The organism is Lacticigenium naphthae DSM 19658 (genome assembly GCF_000425865.1).
Classification (GTDB): Bacteria; Bacillota; Bacilli; order Lactobacillales; family Carnobacteriaceae_A; genus Lacticigenium; species Lacticigenium naphthae.
The window spans coordinates 26,761-51,707 of record NZ_AUEG01000013.1; the positions used below are offsets into that span (position 1 = coordinate 26,761).

The window sequence follows — 24,947 nt, forward strand, 5'->3', positions numbered from 1 at the left end:
AATGACAGCACCTTTCACACACGATTTTACGGATAAAGTAGTAGTTCTAACGGGAGCAGGCGGCGTTTTAGTGTCTAAATTTGCTAAAGAATATGCACGCGCTGGCGCAAAAGTAGCTCTATTGGATTTGAATGAAGAAGCAGCTAAACAATTTGCAACAGAAATAAATGAAGCAGGAGGTATTGCTCGAGCTTATAAATGTAACGTCTTAGAAAAAGAAAGCATTCAAGCCGCTCGGGATGCAGTAGCTAAAGATTTAGGAACTGCAGATATCTTAGTGAACGGAGCAGGGGGAAATAATCCTCGTGCGACTACTGATAATGAGTTCCATGAAGCAGAAGGCTTAGAAGACATGAAAACATTCTTTGATTTAGATCAAGACGGCATTTCTTTCGTGTTTAATTTAAACTTTTTAGGAACATTATTACCTACACAAGTTTTTGCAAAAGATATGATTGGAAAAGAAGGAACAAGCATATTAAATATTTCTAGTATGAATGGATTTACTCCCCTGACAAAAATTCCAGCTTACTCTGGAGCAAAAGCAGCTATTTCTAACTTCACAGAATGGTTAGCTGTTCATTTCTCTCACGTAGGTATTCGTGTAAATGCAATCGCTCCAGGATTTTTAGTCAGTAACCAAAATCGCGGACTACTTTTTAATGAAGATGGAACGCCTACAGCTCGTGCAAATAAAATTTTGTCTAATACTCCAATGGGTCGATTTGGAGATGCTGAAGAACTCATCGGAGGATTACTCTTCTTGACGGATGAAAAAGCAGCCAGCTTTGTAAATGGAGTCGTTCTCCCTATTGATGGAGGCTTCAACGCATATTCTGGTGTATAATAGTTAATAATTTGAAGGTAGCTTAGCACGTTTGTGTAAGCTGCCTTTCAATTAATACGCAACAAGTTAATTGGAGGAGATACGATGGAGAAGAAATATTTTGAGTTATTACAATCCAAGTTTAGCAATAAAGAAGCTATTTATACTGAATTGATTAATTTAGAAGCCATTCAAAATCTTCCTAAAGGAACTGAACTTTTTTTATCAGATATCCACGGTTCGTCAAAAATTTTTGATCACATATTACGAACAGGCGCTGGGAATGTTCGCGAAAAAATCGCGAATTATTTTGGAGATGAATGGTCTGAGAGTAAAAAAGATCAATTTAACTTATTGATCAGCTACCCGGAGTTTGCACTGAAAGATACAAATTTCAAAGATCAAAAAACAGCGAAAGTGTATCAAGAAACTATCATTGACTTAATTGGTTTTATGCGTTTTTGTTCCGTGAAATATACACGGTCTAAAGTAAGGAAAGCTATTCCAGAAAAGTATACGTATATTATTGAAGAACTTCTCTATACAGATTTAAACCAAAAGGAAAAGAAATTATATTATTCCAACATACTGGATCGCTTAGTTTCATTAAATCAAGCGGAACCGTTCATTATAGTAGTAAGTAAAATCATTCAACGACTAGTTATAGATCACTTGCATGTTGTTGGAGATGTATTCGATCGCTCAAGTGGCGAAGACGAAGTGATGGAAAGAATCGGATCATACCATTCGGTAGATATTCAGTGGGGAAACCATGACATCTTATGGATGGGTGCAATGTTTGGTTCCAAAGTTAACTTAGTGACTTTATTGAGAATTGCGGCTCGTTACGGATATTTGTATGAGTTAGAAAATACTTACGGACTAAATTTGCGTCCGCTTTTTCTTTTTGCGGAGGAAAAATATGATTGGCACGAAAAATTCCAACCCATTGTCAATGAGGAAGAATCCATTTATGAGCACGAGAGTGAAACACTTTTAAACAAAGCTCATCAGGCATTGGCTATAATTCAATTTAAGCTAGAAGGACAATTGCTTGAGCGTAGACCCGACTTTCAGATGGAAAACAGGAGAGTACTCACGCAAATCGATCAAACCAAACAAACGTATAGTCACATAGGAAAGAACTACTATTTGAACCAGTTTCCATTTGGAAGTATAAACGCTAATGACGTAGAAGCATTATCTGAAGAAGAGGAGTACATTGTCTCTACTTTGTTAAAAAGTTTTCAGCAATCCGAGAAGTTAGTTCGATCAACTAAATTTTTGCTGAAAAAGGGTAGCATGTATCTTAAATACAATGGGAATTTATTGTATCACGGTTGTATACCTATGGATGAAAACAATGAGTTTGTCGAGTTGGTTTTTGAGGGAAATACTGTTAAAGGGAAACGACTGCTCGATACGTTTGAAGACTATATTCGCAAGGCTGCTGTTAAACCCTGGAGAGATGCTGACTTAGCAACTGATATTTTATGGTATCTGTGGGCAGGGAAGTTTTCACCTTTGTATGGACGTTCCCAGATGACTACGTTCGAAAGGTATTACATCAAAGATAAAGCTTCTTATATAGAAGAAAGAAATCCCTATTTTGAACAAAGGGAAAAAAAAGAAATTGCTGAAAAGATTTTAAACGAATTTGAATTATATGATAAACAGGCAAAAATCATCAATGGACATACTCCTATCAGAGCTAAAAAAGGGGAAAATCCAGTTAAAGCTGATGGAAGAGTGATCGTTATCGATGGCGGAATGAATAAAGCCTATCGACAGTCAACTGGAATTGCTGGCTACTCGTTGTTAAATAATTCTTATGGGTTTCAAATCGTCACACATTCTCCGTTCCACTCCGTGCAAAAATTATTTGTACAAGGGAAAGATGGAACTTCATTAAAGCACGTCATTGATAAAAAATTAGAGAGAAAACAGATAAAAACTACGACTATCGGCAAGAAAATCCAAGAACAAATCAGTGATTTACATGCATTAATAGATTATCTGGAAGAATTGGGTCAATAAACTAGGCATACAGAATAGAGGTTGTATAAAATGAAAAAGGTATTACTCATTGGAGAGGCTATGGGCCTATTCAAAGCGGAAGAATATGGAGATCTGAAAAATGTGAAGGCTTTTACAAAATCTCTTGCTGGAGCAGAATTCAATGTTGGTATAGGATTATCTCGATTAAACCACACAGTGGAAATGATCACCAAATTAGGAAAAGATCCTGTCGGAGAATATATCTATGATCAACTAAAAAATGAAAATATTGGTTCCCGCTATGTGATTTTTGATTCGGACACGCCAACGGGGATCATGCTCAAGAATAAAGTGAAAAATGGGGATCCGGATACAGCTTATTATAGAAAGTGTACAGCTTTTGGAACGTTGACGATCGAGGATATAGAAGCAATTGATTTTTCAACAATCGATTTGCTCCATATTACTGGAATTCCTTTAGCGATCAACACGACTGTCAGAGAAGTTGTTTTTTACTTAGTCGACAAAGCGAAACAAAGTAATGTGAAAATTAGTTTTGACCCCAACCTGCGTCCAGCTCTTTGGAAATCTAAAGAAGAAATGATTGAAATCTTAAATAAAATGGCCGGTCATGCCGATGTAGTTCTTCCGGGTATTTCAGAAGGAGCGCTATTGACCGGTTCGTCTGACCCTGAAGAAATTGCTAAATTTTATTTAGATAGGGGTGCTCAATGCATTATTATCAAAACGGGGTCCACAGGAGCATTCGTTGCTGAGAAAAACAAACAGGCGATACAAGTTCCAGGGTTTGCAGTAGAAAAAATTGTCGATACCGTGGGTGCTGGAGATGGTTTTGCAGTAGGTGTTATCAGTGCTTATCTAGAGGGGGCAAGTTGGCAAGATGCAGCTATAAGAGCAAATGCTATCGGATCGATTCAAATCCAACATGCCGGAGACAATGAAAACTTGCCTACCCAAAAAGAGTTGACTGCTTACATCAAACAATATAATCAAGATCAAATCGAGTCGAACTGAGACTCGATTTTTTTTGCGCTTGTATAGGTTGTGAAAATGATTGATAATTAGAGTAATGAAAAATAAAGGATAGGTAAAAACCAAAAGAAAATAAAATACAGGTCAGTTTATCTGTACATAAAATAATCTAATAAAGAGGTGAAAAAGATGAAAATATTAGCTGCAGTTGATTCATTTAAAGGATCGATGTCAAGCCAGGAAGCCAATCAAGCGGTTGGTGATGCATTGCCCCAACATGAGGTCGTTACATTCCCGATTGCTGATGGAGGGGAAGGAACAGTTTCTGCTTTTGTTGAATTAGAAAAAGGAGAAAGAATAACTGAACCGATGACAAGCGTAAATGGAAAATTAGCAACAGGTACGTGGGGTTGGATCGAACAATCAAAAACGGCGATTATAGAAGCGGCGGAAGGAGCAGGAATCATCCATGCTGATCCTCAAACTTTTCATCCCACAAATCATACAAGTTATGGGATGGGGGAACAAATTCTTCAAGCATTAGATAAAGGTGCGGAGACACTTATCATTGGCTTGGGAGGGACAGCAACCGTAGACGGAGGTCTGGGCATGCTGCAAGCACTCGGAGTGCATTTTTATGATAAAAAGAATCAATTGCTCCCGAGACTACCAATTGATTTAGGTAAAACGGCTTCGATCGATAGAAGCCATTTAGACGAACGCCTAAGTCATGTCCAACTTATTATCGCTTCTGATGTGGCCAATCCTCTCTGTGGTACAAATGGGGCGACCTATATTTTTGGAGAACAAAAAGGCTTGCATCCGGATGAACTACATGTATATGATAAAAAAATGGGACAGTATCAAACGGTTGTTGAACAGGTGACAAACAAATCTGTCGCTGATGATCCTGGAGCAGGGGCAGCCGGAGGTCTAGGTTTCGCCTTCCTGTCTTTCTTTTCTTGTCACTTTGAAAGTGGCTTGACTCTTTTAGCAGAACGTGGAAATTTACGCGAAATACTGAAAACTGCGGACTTGGTCATAACGGGGGAAGGAAAGTTCGATGCCCAATCATTAGAAGGTAAAGTACCGATCGGATTAAGTAGAATAGCAGAGGAATACAATATACCTACACTCATTTTTGCAGGAAAGATAGCCGATTCGTTGCCAGATTTGAAACCCTACAATATTGTTGCAACGGTACCGATAGTCGACCGCCCCATGACCTTGGAGGAAGCGATGGCAACGGGACCGCTGCTACTTAAAAAAGCAGTCGAGCGCTCATTCCGGTTGATCGATCACTATAGAAAAAGCCAGTGAAATTCCCAAAAACCTTTGCCTGGAGCCTGCTCTAGAGGTTAGACTAAAAAAGGAGAGAATAAAATGAAAAATACAGTTGTGAATGCAAGTAAAAACAAGCAAGGAACGACAACACGTTTGGCCGCTCAAATTTTGAAAGACTTGGATCATCAAACCATCCATTTGATAGATCATCATGTGGATCAACTGGGCCAGCGATCCGAGCAAGATGAATTTTTTAAGATCATGAAAAAAGTGGACCATCCGGATATCTTAGTTATCGGGACGCCGGTCTATTGGTCAGGCATGACGGGTTATTTGAAAACCTTTATTGATCGCTTAACAGATACAATGGATGAGCATTTGGATTCAACTGAGGCACCATTTAATGGAACAAAATTGGTTTTGATCGTACAGGGGACCGCACCCCAAGACGCAATACCTGGAATAGAAACAGTCATCAAACATATCTGCCAACGATTTTTCATGGATTACCAAGGACTAGTGACTACACCAATAGAAGCTTGGAAAATGAATGAAAAGTTGAGTAAATAAAAATGTAAAAGAGGTCAAGAACGGACTTCCAGCTAATAGGGTCGAATCCTAATAGCTGGAAGTCCGTTCTGATTTTTTGATTTTGATTCAGTCTATTTCTATCCGAAAATAGAACGAGGAAGATACGGTTCTTCTACTGAGGCAATTTCTCACTCCGTATTTAGTTTGATAATCAAGGTTGTTTTTCATTCGTATTCGCTTATAATAAACATAGATGAAAAAGGAGGTTCTTATTTGAATAAGATTTCACAACGATGGAGAGTCGTTTTCGGCGCTGTCCTCGTACAACTATGTATCGGCGGGATTTACACATGGAGCTTATTCAACCAGTCTTTAGCCGATGCACATGATTGGGAAACCACCCAAGTTTACTTTGCTTATTCACTGATCGTTTTCATATTTGCATTTGTCACGATCCTTTCTGGACGCTTACAGGATAGATACGGTCCTAAAAATATTGCTACAGTGGGTATCGTGTTATTCAGTCTCGGCTATATCCTCACCGGAACAGCTGATACACTCCTTGCACTTTACCTTTCTTACAGCGTTCTGGCGGGAATCGGAGTCGGATTTGTATATGTCTGTCCGCTATCGACTTGTGTTAAATGGTTTCCGAATAATAAAGGATTCATTACGGGAATCGTAGTGGGGGCGTTCGGACTCGGAGGATTTTTATTTAACTCGCTTATTCAACAATTGATTGAATCCGTAGGGGTATCCCGCGCTTTTTTCTACTTAGGTGTTCTGTATGGTGTACTCGGATTGATTGGGGCCCAACAACTCCGGTTGCCTGAAAAAAAAGACCAAGGGATCGCACAACCATTTTCTAAAGAAACAGAATATTCTGTAAAAGAAATGCTACAAACCAAGACGTTTTATATGATTTGGACACTGTACCTTATAGGAACGATCAGTGGCTTGATGGTCATCGGATTGGCAAGAGATATCGGGATGGAACTCGTCGGTTTATCCGGTCCAGTAGCCGCATACGGGGTAGCTACGGCTGCGTTGTTCAATGCTGTTGGAAGAATATTCTGGGGACTATTGTCCGATAAGATAGGCCGGATGCGCGTCATTACTACGTTATTTATTTTAACAGCCGCTGTGATGTCCGGATTCAGTTTGTTTTCCAGTTCGGTACCTGTTTACTTTTTCTCGATTGCATTGATCGCCTTTAGTTTTGGCGGATTTTTAGCGGTCTTCCCACCATTGACAAGCGATTTCTATGGGACGCATAATCTAGGTGCAAATTATGGATTAGTGTACCAAGCTTATGGACTGGCTGCTTTAGTTGGACCGTTTATATTGGCAAATGTAGGCGGGTTTGAAACAGCCTTCACTATCGCAGCAATATTAGCAGGGGCGGGTGCTATTTTATCCCTCGGCGTAAAACCACCAATGAAAACAGAGTGAAAATAAGAAAACCATCTCTTCTATAGAGGTGGTTTTTTCTAAAATAGCAAACCTAGAAATGAATCAAGAAATGAAGTAAGATAAAGAGGAGAAAGGGGGTATATAAATATGAAGAAAATGCCTAAACCGATTGTTGAAAAAGTGAATTATTCCGCTGAGGGGATCAAGCAATTAAGTCAGCAATTATCCAGCGAACAGCAAAAACGTGTCATTTTACGCTATCCAACTGTATACATAATCAATGAAGAAGAAAAAGAACAAACCTATTCTGTTTATATTGGAGAAACGGCAGATATAAACAGGCGTACCTTACAACATTTGCAAGATGATTCAAAGGTGAGAGAAGATTGGGAAAAATTTTCGTTGTCCGAAAAAGCAGAAATGTATGTGATCGGGCATGAGCATTTCAATAAATCTCTGACATTGGATATAGAAAATCGGTTAATGCTCTACCTTTCAAGTGTAGATGCGATTCAAACTGTTTACAATCGGCGAACAAACCAACAAAATGAATACTTTACATCTACTGAATTAGATAGCATTTTTTCATCTGTCTGGCGAGAGTTGCGACACAAAAACAACAAACTTTTTCCATTAGAAAGAATTATTCGTGATTCGGCTGTTTTTAAGGCTTCCCCATTTCATAAGTTGACTCCAGAACAGATGCGTGCGCAAGACTCGATCATGTTAAAAATAATCAGTGCTTTGAGTCAAGAGAAACGCGGACAGCTGATTTTGGTTGAAGGCGAAGCTGGCTCTGGGAAAACGGTATTGATGAGCAGTCTGTTTTATGAAATCACGCAACAATCAAAAGAAATGGATAATCCATTATTTAACCAAACTGAAAATTATCTATTAGTGAATCATGATCAACAACTCACAGTATATGAGCAAATAGCGAAGAGACTAGGAATCACAACTCAGTCCCACCCAGAAGCTGTAAGCAAGCCGACCCGCTTTATCAACCGCCATTCTCCTGAAGAAATGGTAGATGTCGTCATTGTTGATGAGGCTCATCTGTTATGGACACAAGGGAAACAATCGTATAGAGGAAGTAACCAACTGTTAGATTTAATAGATCGGGCAAAAGTAGTGGTAGCCGTATTTGATCCAAAACAAGTATTGTCTACAGAACAATATTGGGAAAACAAAGATCTCAATCAGTTAAGAAAACAAGCGATGGCGGAAAATAATTTAATCGTTTTGTGTAATCAGATGAGAATAAATGCTTCAAAACAGACTGTTGAGTGGATAAGAGGATTTATTGATGAGAAAAAAGTGAAATCTATTCCTCCAGACAAAAAAGGATATGAAATCAAAGTCTTTTCAAGTCCCCTGGAGATGTATACTGAAATTCAAGAAAAAGCGCGAGATGAGTCCTCTGGTATCTCTCGGATCGTAGCTACGTTTGATTGGGAGTATATCAACCACAAAAGTCCGGAAACCGAGAAATATTGGAACGTATCTGTGGGAGAGTGGTCTTTGCCTTGGAACTTACAACTTCCCGAGACACCAGAAGAAAAAAGAAGAAATAGGAATCTATCTTGGGCAGAACAAGCTCATACGATCAAAGAAGTCGGCTCAACGTTCACAGTTCAAGGATTTGATTTGAATTATGTAGGAGTCGTTATTGGACCCTCAGTCAAATACCGTAATGGGGAGATCGTGTTCGATCGTAAATCCAGCAAAAATAAAAAAGCGACCAGAAGAAGGACGTTGCAAGATGGAAGGAAAGATTATTTCGCAGATGATTTGCTGCGAAACGAATTAAATGTGTTATTGACAAGGGGCATCAATGGACTGTATCTCTACGCAGTGGATGAAGAGCTCCAACAAGCACTGTTAAAAGCGCAGAAAGGGATGTGAAGGTAGTGACGGAAAATAAGAGTAGTATGGACAAAATCAATGAGTTTCGCGATGCACGTGATTGGCGCCAGTTTCATAACGAAAAAGATTTAGCTCTTTCGATCTCTATTGAAGCCGCAGAATTATTGGAATTGTTTCAATGGAAAGAAGCAACTGAAGCTGTGGAAAAACATCCGGAAAATCTCAAAGATGAACTTGCGGACGTTCTCATCTATTGTTACATGTTAGCCGACAACTTAGGGTTGGACATTGATCAAATTATTGAAAGCAAGCTCAATAAGAATACAAGCAACTATCCGATTTCAAAAAGTAAGGGACAAAAAGATAAATACACTGAATTAAACTAACTGGATGAAACGAAGAAAGAAAAAAGCGACTAGCAGCCCCAAAAACTAGACTGGGTAAGAGTAGATTTAGGTCACGAGGTTTTTTTGCGAGGAAATCAGAGCCTGAATTGACAACGCTTGCAGTTCGTGTTAAATATTAAATGTAAATAGTTTGCTCACAAGGGGGTCGGTAAAGATAAAAAAGTTTTCTATTAAAGAATTAAATCTGAAGGATGATTATATAACTATTATTTCACTAAGTCTATCGCGGGGCATAGATTGGTTCAATTCTAAATAGAGCATTGTTACAATAAAGTTCACCTGTGTCTGAAAATGGTGAAAAAATGAGAATAATTGTTTTTTTTTCACGATATGTCTATTTTTTGTTGAATTATTCACAAGAATGTTTTATGCTAAACAAAGAGATAATTGAGCGCTAACACTGTGCTTGATTTCTCACATAAGAGGAAAACATGGAGGGTATATCAATGAAATTTTTTGGTAAAAAAGGTTCATTATTAACATTATTCGCTGCAAGTACATTATTATTAGCTGCTTGTGGAGACGACGCAGCTGACGAAACTGCTGACACTACTGCTGATACAACTGAAGAAGCTGTTTCTGCTGCTTCTATTACAGATCAAGCTGAAGAAGTTGTTGCTTCTTTAAGTGCTGATGGTAACTGGATCACAGCTATAACAGAAAGTGTTGAAGTTTCTGAAGATGTAACTGTTGCTGGGGAATTCACTGATGGTGGAGAAGAAGGCGCAGATGTTTACCGTAAATTAGCTTTATACGCTCAAGATGATGACCGCAATGTAACAGATGAATTTACATTGACCGTTGCTTCCATGACTGTAGAATCACCAAACTTCCGTATCCAAAACGGTACTGTTGTTGGAGATATCCAAGTCAATGCTGAAGGATTCGAATTAGCAGGTTCAACTGTAGAAGGAAATGTAACATTTGCTTCTCAAGAATTGATGGACTCAGCTAAAATGGACGAAGGCACAGTAAATGGAGACGTTACTGTAGCTGATGGCGAAACAGATGCTGTTTCTGCTGCTTCAATTAGTGACCAACCGGATGATTTGATCGCATCATTAGCAGCAGACGGAAGCTGGATTTTTGCAGCAACAGACAACATCGAAGTTGAAGAAGATGTGACTGTTGAAGGAGAATTCTACGATAAAGATGACGAAACTGCTGACTTATACCGTAAATTAGCATTATATGCTCAAGATGATGACCGCAATGTAACAGATGAGTATACATTGACAGTCCCAACATTGATCGTTGAATCACCAAACTTCCGTATCCAAAATGGTACTGTTGTTGGAGATATCCAAGTCAATGCTGAAGGATTCGAAATCGTTGATGCAACTGTAGAAGGAAACGTTATGTTTGAATCGCAAGAATTAATGGATGCAGCTAACTTAGATGCAGCTGAAATCACAGGCGAAACAACTGTAGCTGAATAATTCTTTTTACTAAAAAGAAGAAAGACTAAGCCAAGTGCTTAGTCTTTTTTTTGAATAAATGCATCTAAGGTCATCGTGGTTCTGGAGATAGTGGAAAAATAATCTAGACCTTATATCCAGGTAAAATAAGAGAATTTAAGTAACTTGCTCCAAAAGTTGTTTTCGATAGCCCGTCGGAATCGGTTTTTTATAGTGTGAATTTGCTTTGACTTTCTTTTTTTTATAGTCCATACTAAAGAAGTTATTTTTTTTTAGCGAATAGATTTGATAGGTAAATACATAAAAGAACGAGAGGAAGTAAGGGACATGTTTTTGTGCAATACTACAGGGGGCATAACATACTATCGTATGACTAATTTTATTTCAGTAGTATAAAATTAGGAGTGTATAGAATGGAAAAATTGTCCATACGAGAAAGTTTTGCGTTACTGTTTGTATTATTAATGATGATCGGTGTTAGTATTATCAAGTTTAATTTAGATCCACAAACCCCCTTATTATTAGCCATCACGTTGTTGATTTTCTGGGGAAGATTCCGTAAATATAGTTGGGATGAAATCCATGATGGTATCCAAAAAGGAGTTAAAACGGGCATCATACCAATGATTATTTTTATTCTGATTGGCGCTCTCATTTCTATTTGGATTGCAGCTGGAATCATTCCGTCTATGATGGTCATTGGGTTCAAATTATTAAATCCCAGCTTCTTTATTCCATCTGTCTTTTTAATTTGTGCTGTGGTTGGTACATCCATCGGTTCAGCGTTTACAACGGTTTCTACAATAGGTTTAGCTTTTCTTGGAATGGGAACAACTATGGGATTCACACCTGGTCTGGTGGCAGGAGCAATTGTATCAGGGAGTGTTTTTGGAGATAAGATGTCACCATTATCAGATAGTACAAATCTATCTGCAGCGATTGCTGAAGTTGATTTGTTTAAACATATAAGAAATCTAATGTGGACAACGATTCCAGGTTTATTTTTATCAACCTTACTATTTTTATTTTTTGGCATGAATAAACAGCTTGCAACAACGAATCAAGTTACTAGTTTGACAAAGGTCATAGAATCTAATTTTCAAGTTACTTGGTTAGCTGTCATCCCAATCATTTTCATTTTTATTTTTTCTTGGAAAAAAATCCCAGCTATTCCAACATTATTGACTAATATTGCCTTATCGATTGGCTTATTAAAAGTTAATGTGCCAAATGTGAACCTTTCGCAAGTTTCAAGCTATATTCAAGAAGGATATGTTTCGACAACAGGCAATGAAATAATTGATACTTTATTATCTAGAGGCGGAGTACAAAGTATGATGTGGTCAATTTCACTGATTATTCTAGCTCTTGCTCTTGGGGGATTGCTGATGGAGTTCAATATTATTGATACAGTCATGTCTCCTATCTCTAATGCTCGTATGTCTGTTGGAAATTTGATCCTTGTTACAGCTCTGTCTGCTATTGGAGTGAATGCTTTGGTCGGGGAACAGTACTTAGCTATTGTACTACCAGGAAATGCATTTAAGAAAACATACAAGCAAATGGGGTTATCGCCTCTAGCACTCTCTCGCGTATTAGAAGATGGCGGGGCGGTCGTTAACTCCATGATCCCCTGGGGTGTAAGTGGCGTATTTATTTCTACAGCCTTAGGCGTTCCAACGTTAACTTACTTGCCATATACTTTCTTTTGCTTGCTGTGTCCTGTTTTAACTGTCGTTAGTGGATTTACACGTATCGGGATTAAGAAGCTTGAGGTCACAACTGTATAATATGATTAAAAGTCGGCTCTTTTTTAAATGGTATCAATGAACTAAAGCAATGTGAAAGTACGAAAAAGGAAATTTTATAATAATTTCCATTTTTTGCTTTACTTACAATTAATAAGTGTTATAATAGATTTTGTAGTAAAATTTTTGAGGAGGAAATCAATTCATGACACAATTTGTAGAAGCTTTAAAAAACCGCCGTTCTATATATGCATTAGGCAATGAGGTATCTTTAACGGAAGAAGAAATTACTTCATTGATCAAGGAAGTGGTTAAGGAAAGCCCCACTTCATTTAACTCTCAAACACAACGTGTAGTTGTATTGTTTGATGGTGCGCACAAAAAATTATGGGATATCACAGAAGAAGCACTTAAACCGTTGACTCCGGAAAAAGCATTTCCAAACACGCAAGCAAAATTACAAAGTTTTGCTGCAGGAAAAGGAACGATCCTGTTCTTTGAAGATATGGATATCGTCAAAAATTTACAAGAACAATTTGCTTTGTATGCAGACAACTTCCCTGTATGGTCTGAACAAGCAAGTGGCTTAACGCAAGCAAACGTGTGGACGGCTTTAGCTGAACACAACATCGGTGCAAACTTACAACATTACAATCCAGTGATCGATGAAGAAGTTGCAAAAGAATGGAATATTCCAGCAAACTGGAAACTTCGTGGACAATTAGTATTTGGATCAATTGGATCCCAAGCACCAGAAAAAGAATACATGAATGATGAAGATCGCTTCTTCGTTTATAAATAATACGATTGAAAAGGAGTTGAGCCATACTGGTTCAGCTCTTTTTTTACATAGAACGGAACATTTCATTTTGTAGGTGAATTTGCGTATACTAGTAGTAACGAAGACAAAGAGGCGGAGGAATGGATCATGTTCACAAAACAACGCTTGAACGAAGCCTACAAAAGAGCGCGAGTCGAATATATCGATGCAGATGCAAAGTATGCAATCGTGAGCGATGCGCATCGGGGCAACGGAAATATGTCTGATGAGTTTGCCCGTAATTCCAATATATTTTTGCGCGCTATTCGTCATTACTATAATTATGGATATGTCCTTATTGAAGCCGGAGATGGCGATGAATTGATCGAGTATAGTGAATTTGAGCACATCAAAAATGCCCATCCGGATGTATATGGTTGTATCAAACGTCTATATGACGAGGATCGCTACATTCGACTGTGGGGCAATCACGATCTCTATATTAAAAACAAACGATTTGTACGCAAAAATTATTATACGAATTATGATGAGTTTAATGAAACGAAGTTTGATTTCTTAAAAGGGTTTGAACCTGTAGAGTCGCTTATTTTGCGGCATAGACATACGGGTCAAGAGTTATTCGTGGCTCACGGGCAACAAGGAGATGCACCGAATGATCAATTCTGGTTCTTTACAATGTTGTCATTGAAATATTTCTGGAAATTTTTCCATCATGTAGGGATAAAAAATCCAACAAGTCCGGTTAAAAATGTGAGTAAACGACACCGGATGGAAAAAAATTATATTGAGTGGATAGAAGAGAATAAGACAGCTTTAATCTGTGGGCATACACACCGATTTAAATTTGCCAAAAATAAAAATGAACCGTATTTCAATTCGGGTTGTTGTATTTACCCACAATATATCACTGCTTTAGAAATAAAGAACGAAGAGATCCAACTGGTCCGCTGGCAAGTAAAAGTCGACCAAAAAGGTAGTTTGAGTATTAAACGAGAAGTGATGAGAGGACCGGAACCAATCAGTGAATTTGACATTCGAGAAGATAAAAAAGATACCGATTCTTCTACTCCAAAAGAAACGGTATCAAATAAAGAGGACGATTAGTGGAGGAGAGGTTCTTGTGAAGATTGAAGAAATGCAAGAAGAGGATGTAAAACAGGTCAGTGAAATCGTTGCGCATGCGTTAAAGGATAAATTCCAGGAAACGCTGTCGATTCCAGAGCGGACTTTGCAGAAGCTTGTCAAACTGTTGTGGATCAGTGAAGCAGAGGCTTATGGAATGAAAGTTTATGTTGCCAAGGAGAAGGATACCATCTACGGTGCTTACGGGATAACATATAAGCCAACCGTGGTTCCATCCGTACGCTTACTGGCAAAAGTGAAAAAAATGACAGATTATATTGGATGGAAAGACATGCAGAACTTTTTGACTGTCTCCCGAAAGACAAGGAGAAGGCCAGGTAAGGGAGAAGCCTTTATTGACTTTGTAGCTGTGAGAGAAGATGCACGGGATCAAAAAATAGGCCACCTACTGATGACAAGTATTTCAAGTTGGGCTCTCAGACGACGCTCGGTAAAAGAACTCACACTGTATGTGCTGAAGGAAAATGAACGCGCGCATCATTTGTACGAGAAATTCGGATTCCAAGTAGATCCTGCGAAAGAGAAGAAAAATTACCGTTTCTTCAGGCAAGTATTGAAATGAAAATCAAAAGAACTTGTTAAGAAGTAATAGTTGACAAAAAAAAGAATTACCCGTATTATAAAAAACATCAACCAACAAAGGAGAAGTGCTTTATGCAAACACGGTCTGTTTATTCAACTCAATTGAATACTGCTTGGAAAAGCTGGCGCAGCTCGTTGTATTGATGTAGAGTAATTTCTCTCATGGATACAACGTTTAGACAAAATCTAAATTTTGTATCTATGCTAGCTCTTTTCGAATGAAAAAAAAGATGCCGCATGGATAATCAATTTATCTATGTGGTTTTTGTATATTCAGGCAACTTCCACAAAAAGTTTTATTTGTGGAAGTTGCCTTTTTTTAATAGAAAAGAGCGAGAATGAAAGGAGGAATGAAGTGATGAACCACTGAAAGAACCAGAGCATTCAAAAAGGCTGCCAAACCACAAGTGCCAAACAAAAAAGAGGAGCGAAAATAATGACACATACAAATCAGCTAAACGACAATACGCAAACAGGATACTTTGGAAATTTCGGGGGCAGCTTTGTTCCTCCCAGCATGCAGATCGCTTTGGATAAACTGACGGAAGCTTTTGAACAATATAAAGAGGATCCGGATTTTATTAAGGAATACAAAAGAAATTTAAAAGAATACGTAGGCAGAGAAAATCCCTTGACCTTTGCGAGTCGGTTGACCCAGGAATATGGTGGACCCAAGATATACTTAAAACGAGAAGACTTGAATCATACGGGCGCCCATAAAATCAATAATGTAATGGGACAAATCTTATTGGCGAAGCGGATGGGGACTCAACGGATCATTGCAGAGACAGGTGCCGGTCAACATGGTGTGGCGACCGCGACTGCGTGTGCCATGGCTGGCCTAGAGTGTGTGATTTATATGGGAATAGAAGACATGCGCAGACAGGCTTTAAATGTTTTTCGGATGGAATTGTTGGGAGCCACCGTTGTTCCAGTTGCAAAAGGACAAGGGCGCTTGAAAGACGCTGTCGATGTCGCTTTGGGTGACTTGATCGAAAATGTCGAGACTACTTTTTATCTGCTTGGTTCAGCAGTCGGACCGCATCCTTATCCGTCGATCGTCAAATATTTCCAATCCATTATCAGCGAAGAATCGAAAAGACAAATTTTGGAAAAAGAAGGAAAATTGCCGGCAGCTGTCTTTGCGGTAGTTGGAGGAGGTAGCAACGCGATCGGGTCATTTGCCCATTATATAAAAGAGCCAGCTGTACAATTGATTGGTATTGAACCTGCAGAAGCAGCGACAATGGCAAAAGGGAAAATAGCCGAGTTACATGGGTTTAAAACACTCGTTCTTCAAGACGAGACGGGTGAACCAACTCCTACGTATTCGATTGCGGCTGGGTTGGATTATCCGGGAGTCGGACCAGAACACAGCTATTTGAAAGAATCTGGCCGGGCTACCTATGAAACGGTTACGAAAGAAGAAGCAATGGCAGCCTTTAAAGACTTGTCAGCCCTAGAAGGAATCATTCCAGCTTTAGAAAGTGCCCATGCAGTTGCGGGAGTGAAAAAGTTTGCCCACAGATTTTCACCAGAAGAGTCCATCATCGTCACGATTTCTGGAAGAGGCGATAAAGATGTCGCACACGTAAGAGAACTTTTGGAATCTGGGGAGTATGATGAATAAAGAAGAAAAGAGAATGGGGTGACTGTTCTGGTTTAAAATGAGTGGCATGTTGGTAAGGGATCGGGACACTCAAAAGAAAAGGTCCTCCTCAATGGCGGGCTTACTCACGAATCGCGCCAAAAGAAGAGAAACAGGCTACTGAGTGTCCAGAAAGCAACACAAGCCGGACACTCAGTGGAATCAGAAGGGCAAAAGTGGCGCGCAAACTATCCAATTGGGACACTCACCTCATCGATGAGCGACTAAAGACCCGAAAGGAACGGAATGTAGACACTGAGGTGTGCAAAGGGTGAATAAATGGCGTAATCGGAAGGGGATCGGGACACAAAATAAAGAAGAGGACGAGACGATTGTCTCATCCTCTATCTTTAAAGTTTATTTGTTCAGACGGTAGTCTTTTGGAAAGACAGATTCAATGAATGCACGATCCTCACTATCTAATTGAATCGTAGCGGCATGTAGATTTTCAAGCATCTGTTGGCGATTACGCGCACCAGGGATCACAGCGTTCACGGGTTCTTGGCTGAGATAATAAGCTAGAACAATATTTTGAATCCCCGTGTCGTATTTTTTCTCCAAAGTTTTGAGCTTGTCCATACGGTTTAAGATATCCGAATAGGTGGGCTCTTGAAATTGTGGTCGTTGTTTTTGACGATCGGATAAGTGCGTATCCTGATCATATTTTCCAGCTAACAAGCCCGATGCAAAGGGGAAGTAAGGAATAAAACTAATTTCCTTTTCTTTAAAGTAAGGGAAAAAGTTTTCTTCAGCTGACTGGTTGAGCAGGTTGTATTCATCTTGGACGACATCCACATGCCCATCTACGTTTGCTTCTTTTAACTGTTCAAGAGAAAAATTAGAAACCCCAATGGCTCTTATTTTTCCTTGTTCTTTCAAACGAGCAAGTGCGCCGACAGCTTCTGCCTTGGGCGTGTCTTCATCCGGGAAGTGTATATAATACAAATCGATGTAGTCAGTCTGAAGGCGACTTAAGCTATCTTCGACCTGCTGGGTCAGAAAGTCTGGATGGTTATTTAATTGAATTTCCCCATTGACTTCTTGGTGAGCACCTTTTGTAGCGATCACGATCTCTTTTCTCAGTTGATTTTCTTTTAACGTTTTCCCGATGATCGTTTCGGATTCTCCACGACCATAAATAAAGGCTGTATCAATAAAATTCATGCCGTTTTCAATACCTGCTAAAATAACATCTCCACCATATTCGGTATGAGTATCTGGATCAGCCGCACTAATTTTATTCGCACCTAAACCAATCGGGTGAACAATTAAATCTGTGCGCCCTAAACGTACTTTTTCTACCATCAAATCGCTCCTTTCATTACTTAAAATCAGTATAGCGAAAATAAGGAACTGTTTCTATTAGAAGAACCTGAAAAAAGTCTGTGGTTTCTCTTTGTTTCATGAAATTTTTTTGGTATATTTGATAAATGCAATTATCACAGATACGATTATTCATTGACTTAAACTAAACATAGCAAGCGAGGAGGGGTCATTATGAAAGAAAGAGAACATTATGGACTGGGCACTGCGATTTCTATGATTGTAGGAATTTGTATCGGCTCAGGAATATTTTTTAAAGCAGACGACATTTTAGCAGCCACAGGTGGCGATGTATGGCTGGGTGTCACTGTGTTCGTTATCGGTGCCCTCTGTATTATTTTTGGGAGCATCACGCTTTCGCAACTGGCCAGTCGCTCAACTAAAACCGGCGGAGCAGTTTCTTATTTTGAAGAGTTTGTATCTTCCAAAGCTGGAAGTGCTTTTGGCTGGTTCCAAATGTTCGTCTATTTCCCGACCATTGCTGCAGTAGTCAGCTGGGTAAGTGGAATCTATACGTTATCTTTATTGGGCCTTCCCAATACACTAGAATATCAAATTGGATTAGGGTTTCTCTATAGTACGTTCTTCTTTTTACTTAATTATTTTTCCTTGAAATCAGGCGGGCGTTTTCAAAATGTTACCACATTTATCAAAATGATCCCCTTGATCGGAATCGGACTGTTCGGTCTCTTTTGGACTACTGCGGCTCCCGCTTTACCTGTCGATACTGTCCTAGTTGAAACGAGTTCAGTCGGGTGGGGCTGGCTAGCAGCCTTGGCACCCTTGGCTTTCTCTTTTGATGGGTGGATCGTTTCCACCACCATTACGCCAGAAGTGAAGAATCATCGCATAAATATGCCGATTGCGTTGACCATTGGGCCGCTGATCGTTTTAGCTGTCTACCTTTTCTTTTTCTTGGGAATGGTAACAGTAGTCGGGCCTGAATATATCCTGTCCACAGGAGATGGCGCGATCAGTCAAGTCGGGACATCCTTGTTTGGAGAAAATGGACAAAGCATTATTTTATCCTTTGTGCTGATCGCTGTGTTAGGCGTTGTCAACGGCTTGAGCCTGGGCTACATCCGTTTGCCCCATTCGCTCGCAACAAAAAACATGTTGCCGTTCAGTGAAAAAATAGCAGCCATTGATCCCAAAAGAGAATTATCTCCTTATTCAGCAGGTATCGCATATGCGGCTGTCGTATTCTGGTTAACCATTCATTACTTCACGCAAAAAGTTGATTTATTGGCTGGAGGCGATATAAGCGAAATCGCGATAGTCTTTAGTTATGTCACCTACATCTTGTTGTATCTTAAAGTCATGAAATTGAAAAAAGACGGTGCGATCACCAGTCGTTTCTTGGGGATAGTCGCACCAATATTAGGAATCACCGGATCACTCGTCATTTTACTTGGTGGCTTATTCGCCAACCCTGTCTATAGTCCGATTTTCTTAGTCTTTTCCGGATTTGTTTGTCTGGCTGGTTACCTGTATTATCGTGGGAAAGAAAATAGAATGAAAGTAGGTCAAGCCTAAACGATGTTACGCGAATTTTGTGCAGAAAATTTCACAGATGTACCCGAAGCAATTGAAAAAGGGGCAAGTCGAATCGAACTATGTGACCAGCTAGCTGTTGGTGGAACGACCCCGACTGTCTCTGTCCAAGAAAAAACCATTACGTATGCCCATGACCAAAATGCCACTGTCGTAGTCATGATCCGTCCAAGAGGTGGTGAGTTTGTCTATACTCCCGCTGAAAAAGAAACCATGCTGGCTGCTGCCAAGCAAGCCCTCACTTTGGGTGCTGATGGGATCGTGTGTGGCGCTTTGACCGAAACAGGAAGCATGGATAAACCTTTTTTGGAAAAATTAAAGCAAATCGTTGGAGAGAAAGAAATCGTATTCCATATGGCATTTGATTTCATTCCACCAGCACAACAATACACAGCGTTAGACTGGTTGATCGATACCGGATATACACGTGTATTGACACGCGGAGGAAAAACGGGATCTGCCATAGAAAATGCAGAAAGAATCAACGAATATGTAGCGCACTGCCAGGGTGAAATAGAGATTTTGCCCGGCGGGGGATTGACCGTGGAGAATTTAGCGCAGGCAAAAGAAAAGCTAAACGTTGATCAATTTCACGGAACAAAAATAGTGTAACTATGGACCAATAGTTAAAGAGAGACTGAGAAATTTTCCCAGTCTCTCTTTTTTTTGCGATTATTATTTTTTAAATGCGGTTGCTTCGCGGGGCTTCACTGATTCTGGCGAATCTTGTTCTGCCCTACTCCAGCCCCTCATTTCTAAACGCAAAGCGCCACTCTCTGATTGAAATGAGTTGTGCTTTGCAGAAATGCGGTTGCTTCGCGGGGCTTCACTGATTCTGGCGAATCTTGTTCTGCCTTGCTCCAGCCCCTCATTTCTAAACGCAAAGCGCCACTCTCTGATTGAAAACGAGTGGCGGCTTCTTGGCTCTCGGGAAAAAGAAACCACTTGGCCATGCGCGGGATGCTCTGTCCTGTGCGGCTCTATTTTCCGGTCGAGCCAGGACAGTCGCCGCCACTCTCTGTCGTTATTGTAATGCTTTTTTTGCTAGTTGGTCTGCTAGTTCGTTGAATTCGATGCCTGTGTGAGCTTTTTCTTTTTTAAATCGGACGGTAATGTCTTTTGCCAATTCTTTGTATTCGTGGATGTAGTCTTTTGAAACGGGTTTATTGGCTTTCCACATGCCTGTTGCCCATTGTTCGATCCCCATATAATCATAATGGATCAAGATGGATGTATAGTGCCGTTCCTTGGCCCAGCGAATAGCTTCTAGGGCACCAAAGACCTCACCAGCAATTTGGAAACTTGCCACATAGCGTTCATCATTATCAGCGCGATAAAATGTATCCAGTACCTGACCATCTTTTAACATGACCACACCATAACTGTATTGATTTTTTTTACGATTGAATGATCCATCTACATAAGCTTCAACGGTATCAGAAGCGGTCCAATCCACGGCTTTGACTGTTGGGGGATCGATAAATTCATTCGCGTCTTTTTCAGTTGGGAAGGATTTGAACTGCGCGCCGCTAAATCCTTTGATTTGTGCTTGAGCTTCAGCCCAAGTCCGGTAAATCCCTGGCTTACGACCTTTTTTGATTGCATAATATTTACTCGGCATACCTGTACTCCTTTTTCATACTTTCAAAATTTTCTTATTCGTTAACTGTAAGCAAGAATCAAAAAAATGTCAATGTAGAAATAGAACACAGGAGTATAATGGACCAAATGATTCAGTAAAAATCTCTCTCAAAATAGTAAACTACCGGTTGATTTTTTAAACTGAAGTAAACTAGGAATCCATTGTTTTTTTGAAGCCAAGGAAGTACACTTAGGGGGAGGTGAACGATATGAATGGAATACAAGTACATAGACAATTACTCAAAAAGCGCAAAGAAAAAAAAGTGACGCAAACAGAAGTGGCTCAGTTTATGGGTGTATCCAAAGCATCTGTTTCCAAGTGGGAAAAAGGGAACAGTCTGCCTGACATCACACTCCTGCCTAAACTAGCGACGTATTACAATTTGAGTATCGATGAGTTGCTCGGCTATTCTCCGCATCTTACACCACAAGGGATACGTGAACGCTACGAAAAGTTTGCCCAACGGTTCGCCCAAGAGGAATTTCAGGAAGTGTTTTTGGATGTGCAAGCAGAAGCCAAGGAATATTATGCAGATTTCGCCTACCTGCTCGCGTTGCTCCAATTGTTGCTGAACCATTCGGACTTAGCTGGGGAGAAAGGAAGAGAATGGAGTCTACAAGAATGCCTGCAAATTGCGCAACGCGTTCAAGATGAAGCGACACAGTTAAATCATCTGAAACAGGCAAATACCATGCAAGCCATTATCCACATGGCACTGAACCAACCGGATGAAGCACTGGATTTATTGGAAGAAACACAAGTTCCGTATGCAGGGGCAGATTTGATTTATATCCAAGCCCTCTTGACCAAAGGAGAGCAGGCGCGTGCCGAGAAGCTGACACAAGTGTTTGCTTTCCAGTCAGTGATCACGTTGTTAGCTCAACTGCTGATGGCGATGCAACAGCTCCTATCTTCTCCCGAGCGTTTCAAGCAAACTTATCAAAAAGCTGATGCCTTGGTTCAGCTATTTCAAATGGATCCCGTTGCGACGAATAGTGTGGCGGGGATTTATCATACCGCAGCAGTTCATTATGCTGCCCAATCGAATCCTACCGAAATGTATACCGCCCTTGATCGTTACGTAGAAGTGGTGAAAAACTATCCGGATCCAGTCAAGCTCACAGGGAATGATTTCTTTGATCAAGTAGATGAATGGTTGGAAGACTCGCTCATTCTTGGTCAGCAAACACCGCGTGAAACCAGTCTTGTGCGCAAGTCATTTGAAGAAAGCATTACACAACATCCAGCGTTTGAACCCTTTATCCAAGACAAACAGATGCAAAAATTGCTCCACACATTAAACAGCAGAAAGGATTGAACGCTATGCCAGATATGACGATCATTCAAGAAAACCTACCGTTGCTGATCCCGTTATTTCTTATCCAGCTAGTCTTGATGATTACCGCACTTATCCATTTACTCAATCATCCGAACGTGAAACGCGGATCCAAAATCATGTGGATCTTCATCATTGTATTTGTAAATACCTTCGGGCCGATCGCCTATTTTCTCTTCGGGAGGAGTGAAGAATGACCCCCGCATTGGAAGTGTCTCACCTCAAAAAAAGATTTGGTGACCAAGCCGTCTTAGAAGATGTCAGTTTCACGGTTAAGCCAAACACGGTTTATGGATTTTTGGGGAAAAATGGGTCCGGTAAAACAACCACAATTAAATGTATATTAGGATTGATGCAACATACGTCAGGAAAAGTCCGCATAAACAATCGACTGGTTGAATATGGAAAAGAACTGCCTTCAGGAGCAGTCGGCTTTCTACCTGACGTCCCTGAGTATTATCATTACCTGACCGCAAATGAATACTTGCATCTATGTGGTCAAATAACTGAAATGACAAAAAAAGAACGCCAAGCTAAAATTGCAGAATTACTGAACTTAGTAGGGCTCGAAGACACAAAGAAAAAAATTGGTGGCTACTCGAGAGGAATGAAACAACGCTTAGGCATCGCTCAGGCACTGATCCATGACCCACTTTTGCTTATCTGCGATGAACCGACTTCTGCCTTAGATCCACTAGGACGAAAAGATGTGCTCGCCATTTTAAAAAAAGTCAGCAAGAAAACAACCGTTGTCTTTTCAACGCATATTTTGGCAGACGTTGAAGCGATCGCGGACGAAGTAGCTATTTTACACGATGGGAAAATTGCCCGTTCAGGCAGTCTAGCTGAGTTGACTGAGTCCCAGGAAACCTCAACAGTCAGTGCCACTTTTCATTCGAAAGAGGAAACAGTGGCTTTTAAAAAAATACTTACTCCATTAGGAGATGGAGAAGAGATCGAAGTCTCGAACCGAACGATTTCAGTAGAAACGCTCAGAGGAAAAACGGTAATGACACAATGGTTAGCTTTGCTTTCAGAACAAGGACGGATACCAGAGAAAATTGAATGGCGAAAAGCCACTTTAGAAGACGTTTTTTTGGAGGTGACCAAATGATTGCTTTTGGTGCATTTTTGAAAAAGGAAAGTTTTGAGTTGCTCCGTTCATACAAGGGTTTCTTATTTCTGACCTTGTTTACTTTTTTGGGCATTTTGAGTCCATTATCAGCTGCGTTCATGCCGGATCTGATTGCCGAGTTCTTACCAGAAAATATTGAATTGATCTTGCCAGAACCGGTCGCGTTAGACTCCTGGTTACAATTTCATAAAAACATTACACAGATAGGATACGTCTTCTTAGTCATCGCCTGGAGCAATACTTTTGTGAAAGAAAAAGGGCCACTCGTATTGCTCGTAACAAAAGGATTGAAGCGACCAGTCGTATTCTTTTCTAAATACATTATGGCGAGCGCAGTCTGGACAGTGAGCTATCTCGTGGGGGCAGTGATCACTGCTGGCTATACGTACTATTATTTTACCGATACCTGGCAAACAGCTGGATTAGTGTGGGGACTAGCCGGAGTTTACCTCTTTGGGCTATGGTTGCTTGCTTTTCTCTTTTTAGGAGCGGTGCTGTTTGATTCTACATTTGGCGCTCTCGCCTGGACAGGAGGGGGAGTGGTGTTATTGTTCTTCTTAGAATTATTTGTCACACTGGCCAAATGGAGTCCTTTAAAAGTAGTGACAAGTTTCACGGAAACATACCAGGCAGGAGGAATCACGACTGAATGGAAACAGAGTGCGATCGTAGTTGTGATTAGTAGCATATTCTTCCTCGTCATAGCACCCATACTGTATAAAAAGAAAGAACTATAAAAAATAGGTCGATTGATTCCGAATTGACTAAACGTAGGAAGAAGAGAGTGGGACAAAAAACGTTCAGACCCGAATAAAACTCCGCATACTGTATCCGTAAGCCACTAAAGTGTCAACGGATACAGCAACTGGAGCGGATACTCGAAAGATAGTCATAGACTATCGAAGAGTGTTCGTGAAGTGGCTGTCGGGTCTGTTTTTTGGAGCACGTTTTAGAAAGGAATATTTGGAAAATGATTAGAGGCTGGGACTTTTGTCCCAGCCTCTTCTTCTTGGTGCGCCCGGCATGGGTGACAACTTGGTGGTGAAAGTCCACTACAGACTTGGCAGTAGGAACTGTTAGCGAAAGTCAAGGGTGTCCGCCGTGAGGCGGAATCTGAAGGAAGACGGACGCAAATGCTTGCACTGACGAACAGAAACTTCATACAAAGGCTGAATCAGGACGGATGAGCTTGCCAAACAAAGCGAAGTCCGATACTGCCCGAATCCTGTACAGTAAATGGAGCAGTGACATGAGCAGAAGGTTGTCGTTCTTACCCGGGGAGGTCTCGTCAGCGCTTAGTAGTAACAACGAATGGCGAG

General features: G+C 40.3%; 22 protein-coding genes. 20 read left to right on the plus strand and 2 right to left on the minus strand.

Annotated elements, in window-relative coordinates:
- Position 1: 1 nt before the first annotated feature.
- The 14 genes from H626_RS0108030 (at position 2) to trpB (ending at position 16,620) form a co-directional block, all read left to right on the plus strand.
- Positions 2 to 847, plus strand: a complete 846-nt coding sequence (locus tag H626_RS0108030; protein ID WP_027108906.1) for an SDR family oxidoreductase — start codon at positions 2 to 4, stop codon at positions 845 to 847.
- Between the two features lie 84 nt (positions 848 to 931).
- Entirely contained in the window at positions 932 to 2,863 is a 1,932-nt protein-coding gene (locus H626_RS0108035; protein WP_035619023.1) for a fructose-bisphosphatase class III, read from the plus strand.
- Positions 2,864 to 2,893: 30 nt separating this feature from the next.
- Positions 2,894 to 3,859 carry a sugar kinase gene (locus H626_RS0108040; RefSeq protein ID WP_027108908.1) on the plus strand — a complete coding sequence of 322 codons (966 nt, stop codon included), beginning with the start codon at positions 2,894 to 2,896 and terminating at the stop codon, positions 3,857 to 3,859.
- A gap of 147 nt (positions 3,860 to 4,006) precedes the next feature.
- Positions 4,007 to 5,137, plus strand: coding sequence for a glycerate kinase family protein (locus tag H626_RS0108045; protein WP_027108909.1), 1,131 nt, complete (start codon positions 4,007 to 4,009; stop codon positions 5,135 to 5,137).
- A 63-nt stretch (positions 5,138 to 5,200) separates the two neighbouring features.
- Positions 5,201 to 5,671: a flavodoxin family protein gene (locus tag H626_RS0108050; protein WP_027108910.1), complete on the plus strand. Its 471-nt coding sequence runs from the start codon at positions 5,201 to 5,203 to the stop codon at positions 5,669 to 5,671.
- A 234-nt stretch (positions 5,672 to 5,905) separates the two neighbouring features.
- Positions 5,906 to 7,084 (plus strand): L-lactate MFS transporter, encoded by a 1,179-nt coding sequence (locus H626_RS10955; protein WP_035619026.1) that lies wholly within the window; start codon positions 5,906 to 5,908, stop codon positions 7,082 to 7,084.
- A gap of 108 nt (positions 7,085 to 7,192) precedes the next feature.
- Entirely contained in the window at positions 7,193 to 8,950 is a 1,758-nt protein-coding gene (locus H626_RS0108060; protein WP_027108911.1) for a DUF2075 domain-containing protein, read from the plus strand.
- A gap of 26 nt (positions 8,951 to 8,976) precedes the next feature.
- Positions 8,977 to 9,297 (plus strand): nucleotide pyrophosphohydrolase, encoded by a 321-nt coding sequence (locus H626_RS0108065; RefSeq protein WP_035619035.1) that lies wholly within the window; start codon positions 8,977 to 8,979, stop codon positions 9,295 to 9,297.
- A gap of 467 nt (positions 9,298 to 9,764) precedes the next feature.
- Positions 9,765 to 10,757, plus strand: a complete 993-nt coding sequence (locus H626_RS11745) for a hypothetical protein (protein WP_027108913.1) — start codon at positions 9,765 to 9,767, stop codon at positions 10,755 to 10,757.
- Between the two features lie 392 nt (positions 10,758 to 11,149).
- A complete protein-coding gene (gene nhaC, locus H626_RS0108075) occupies positions 11,150 to 12,526 on the plus strand; it encodes a Na+/H+ antiporter NhaC (RefSeq protein ID WP_027108914.1) in 1,377 nt (458 codons plus the stop codon).
- Between the two features lie 163 nt (positions 12,527 to 12,689).
- A complete protein-coding gene (locus H626_RS0108080; RefSeq protein WP_027108915.1) occupies positions 12,690 to 13,286 on the plus strand; it encodes a nitroreductase family protein in 597 nt (198 codons plus the stop codon).
- 126 nt (positions 13,287 to 13,412) lie between these two features.
- On the plus strand, positions 13,413 to 14,369 hold the full coding sequence (locus H626_RS0108085) for a metallophosphoesterase (protein ID WP_027108916.1): 957 nt from the start codon (positions 13,413 to 13,415) through the stop codon (positions 14,367 to 14,369).
- 16 nt (positions 14,370 to 14,385) lie between these two features.
- Positions 14,386 to 14,970 (plus strand): GNAT family N-acetyltransferase, encoded by a 585-nt coding sequence (locus H626_RS11215; RefSeq protein ID WP_027108917.1) that lies wholly within the window; start codon positions 14,386 to 14,388, stop codon positions 14,968 to 14,970.
- 456 nt (positions 14,971 to 15,426) lie between these two features.
- Positions 15,427 to 16,620, plus strand: coding sequence for a tryptophan synthase subunit beta (trpB, locus tag H626_RS0108095; RefSeq protein WP_027108918.1), 1,194 nt, complete (start codon positions 15,427 to 15,429; stop codon positions 16,618 to 16,620).
- Between the two features lie 375 nt (positions 16,621 to 16,995).
- On the opposite strand, the gene H626_RS0108100 is transcribed toward trpB, so the two are convergent.
- Positions 16,996 to 17,943, minus strand: coding sequence for an aldo/keto reductase (locus tag H626_RS0108100; protein WP_027108919.1), 948 nt, complete (start codon positions 17,941 to 17,943; stop codon positions 16,996 to 16,998).
- A 192-nt stretch (positions 17,944 to 18,135) separates the two neighbouring features.
- Between H626_RS0108100 and H626_RS10965 the strand changes: the two genes are divergently transcribed.
- Positions 18,136 to 19,497 carry an APC family permease gene (locus H626_RS10965; RefSeq protein WP_035619029.1) on the plus strand — a complete coding sequence of 454 codons (1,362 nt, stop codon included), beginning with the start codon at positions 18,136 to 18,138 and terminating at the stop codon, positions 19,495 to 19,497.
- A 3-nt stretch (positions 19,498 to 19,500) separates the two neighbouring features.
- Positions 19,501 to 20,127: a copper homeostasis protein CutC gene (locus H626_RS0108110; RefSeq protein ID WP_027108920.1), complete on the plus strand. Its 627-nt coding sequence runs from the start codon at positions 19,501 to 19,503 to the stop codon at positions 20,125 to 20,127.
- Between the two features lie 412 nt (positions 20,128 to 20,539).
- Here H626_RS0108110 and H626_RS0108120 read toward each other — a convergent pair whose 3' ends face one another.
- Positions 20,540 to 21,136 carry a ribonuclease H1 domain-containing protein gene (locus H626_RS0108120; protein WP_027108922.1) on the minus strand — a complete coding sequence of 199 codons (597 nt, stop codon included), beginning with the start codon at positions 21,134 to 21,136 and terminating at the stop codon, positions 20,540 to 20,542.
- A 229-nt stretch (positions 21,137 to 21,365) separates the two neighbouring features.
- On the opposite strand from H626_RS0108120, the gene H626_RS11220 reads away from it, so the two are divergent.
- The 4 genes from H626_RS11220 to H626_RS0108140 are packed head-to-tail and all read left to right on the plus strand — an operon-like array spanning position 21,366 to position 24,365.
- Positions 21,366 to 22,475: a helix-turn-helix domain-containing protein gene (locus tag H626_RS11220; RefSeq protein ID WP_051237915.1), complete on the plus strand. Its 1,110-nt coding sequence runs from the start codon at positions 21,366 to 21,368 to the stop codon at positions 22,473 to 22,475.
- A gap of 5 nt (positions 22,476 to 22,480) precedes the next feature.
- Entirely contained in the window at positions 22,481 to 22,690 is a 210-nt protein-coding gene (locus H626_RS0108130; protein WP_211221970.1) for a PLD nuclease N-terminal domain-containing protein, read from the plus strand.
- On the plus strand, positions 22,687 to 23,607 hold the full coding sequence (locus tag H626_RS0108135) for an ABC transporter ATP-binding protein (protein ID WP_027108924.1): 921 nt from the start codon (positions 22,687 to 22,689) through the stop codon (positions 23,605 to 23,607). The genes H626_RS0108130 and H626_RS0108135 overlap by 4 nt, the downstream gene beginning before the upstream one ends.
- On the plus strand, positions 23,604 to 24,365 hold the full coding sequence (locus H626_RS0108140; protein WP_027108925.1) for a hypothetical protein: 762 nt from the start codon (positions 23,604 to 23,606) through the stop codon (positions 24,363 to 24,365). Before H626_RS0108135 ends, H626_RS0108140 begins: the two co-directional genes overlap by 4 nt.
- Positions 24,366 to 24,947: the final 582 nt, after the last annotated feature.

Excerpts from the sequence above, each read along its gene's own strand:
- H626_RS0108035 (WP_035619023.1), top strand. The coding sequence starts at position 932 with ATGGAGAAGAAATATTTTGAGTTATTACAATCCAAGTTTAGCAATAAA.
- H626_RS0108120 (WP_027108922.1), bottom strand. The coding sequence starts at position 21,136 with ATGCCGAGTAAATATTATGCAATCAAAAAAGGTCGTAAGCCAGGGATT.
- H626_RS0108100 (WP_027108919.1), bottom strand. The coding sequence starts at position 17,943 with ATGGTAGAAAAAGTACGTTTAGGGCGCACAGATTTAATTGTTCACCCG.
- H626_RS0108065 (WP_035619035.1), top strand. The coding sequence starts at position 8,977 with ATGGACAAAATCAATGAGTTTCGCGATGCACGTGATTGGCGCCAGTTT.
- H626_RS0108050 (WP_027108910.1), top strand. The coding sequence starts at position 5,201 with ATGAAAAATACAGTTGTGAATGCAAGTAAAAACAAGCAAGGAACGACA.
- H626_RS0108080 (WP_027108915.1), top strand. The coding sequence starts at position 12,690 with ATGACACAATTTGTAGAAGCTTTAAAAAACCGCCGTTCTATATATGCA.
- H626_RS0108110 (WP_027108920.1), top strand. The coding sequence starts at position 19,501 with ATGTTACGCGAATTTTGTGCAGAAAATTTCACAGATGTACCCGAAGCA.
- H626_RS10965 (WP_035619029.1), top strand. The coding sequence starts at position 18,136 with ATGAAAGAAAGAGAACATTATGGACTGGGCACTGCGATTTCTATGATT.
- trpB (WP_027108918.1), top strand. The coding sequence starts at position 15,427 with ATGACACATACAAATCAGCTAAACGACAATACGCAAACAGGATACTTT.
- H626_RS0108140 (WP_027108925.1), top strand. The coding sequence starts at position 23,604 with ATGATTGCTTTTGGTGCATTTTTGAAAAAGGAAAGTTTTGAGTTGCTC.
- H626_RS11220 (WP_051237915.1), top strand. The coding sequence starts at position 21,366 with ATGAATGGAATACAAGTACATAGACAATTACTCAAAAAGCGCAAAGAA.
- H626_RS11745 (WP_027108913.1), top strand. The coding sequence starts at position 9,765 with ATGAAATTTTTTGGTAAAAAAGGTTCATTATTAACATTATTCGCTGCA.
- H626_RS0108045 (WP_027108909.1), top strand. The coding sequence starts at position 4,007 with ATGAAAATATTAGCTGCAGTTGATTCATTTAAAGGATCGATGTCAAGC.
- H626_RS0108130 (WP_211221970.1), top strand. The coding sequence starts at position 22,481 with ATGCCAGATATGACGATCATTCAAGAAAACCTACCGTTGCTGATCCCG.
- H626_RS0108085 (WP_027108916.1), top strand. The coding sequence starts at position 13,413 with ATGTTCACAAAACAACGCTTGAACGAAGCCTACAAAAGAGCGCGAGTC.
- nhaC (WP_027108914.1), top strand. The coding sequence starts at position 11,150 with ATGGAAAAATTGTCCATACGAGAAAGTTTTGCGTTACTGTTTGTATTA.
- H626_RS0108060 (WP_027108911.1), top strand. The coding sequence starts at position 7,193 with ATGAAGAAAATGCCTAAACCGATTGTTGAAAAAGTGAATTATTCCGCT.
- H626_RS0108030 (WP_027108906.1), top strand. The coding sequence starts at position 2 with ATGACAGCACCTTTCACACACGATTTTACGGATAAAGTAGTAGTTCTA.
- H626_RS0108040 (WP_027108908.1), top strand. The coding sequence starts at position 2,894 with ATGAAAAAGGTATTACTCATTGGAGAGGCTATGGGCCTATTCAAAGCG.
- H626_RS0108135 (WP_027108924.1), top strand. The coding sequence starts at position 22,687 with ATGACCCCCGCATTGGAAGTGTCTCACCTCAAAAAAAGATTTGGTGAC.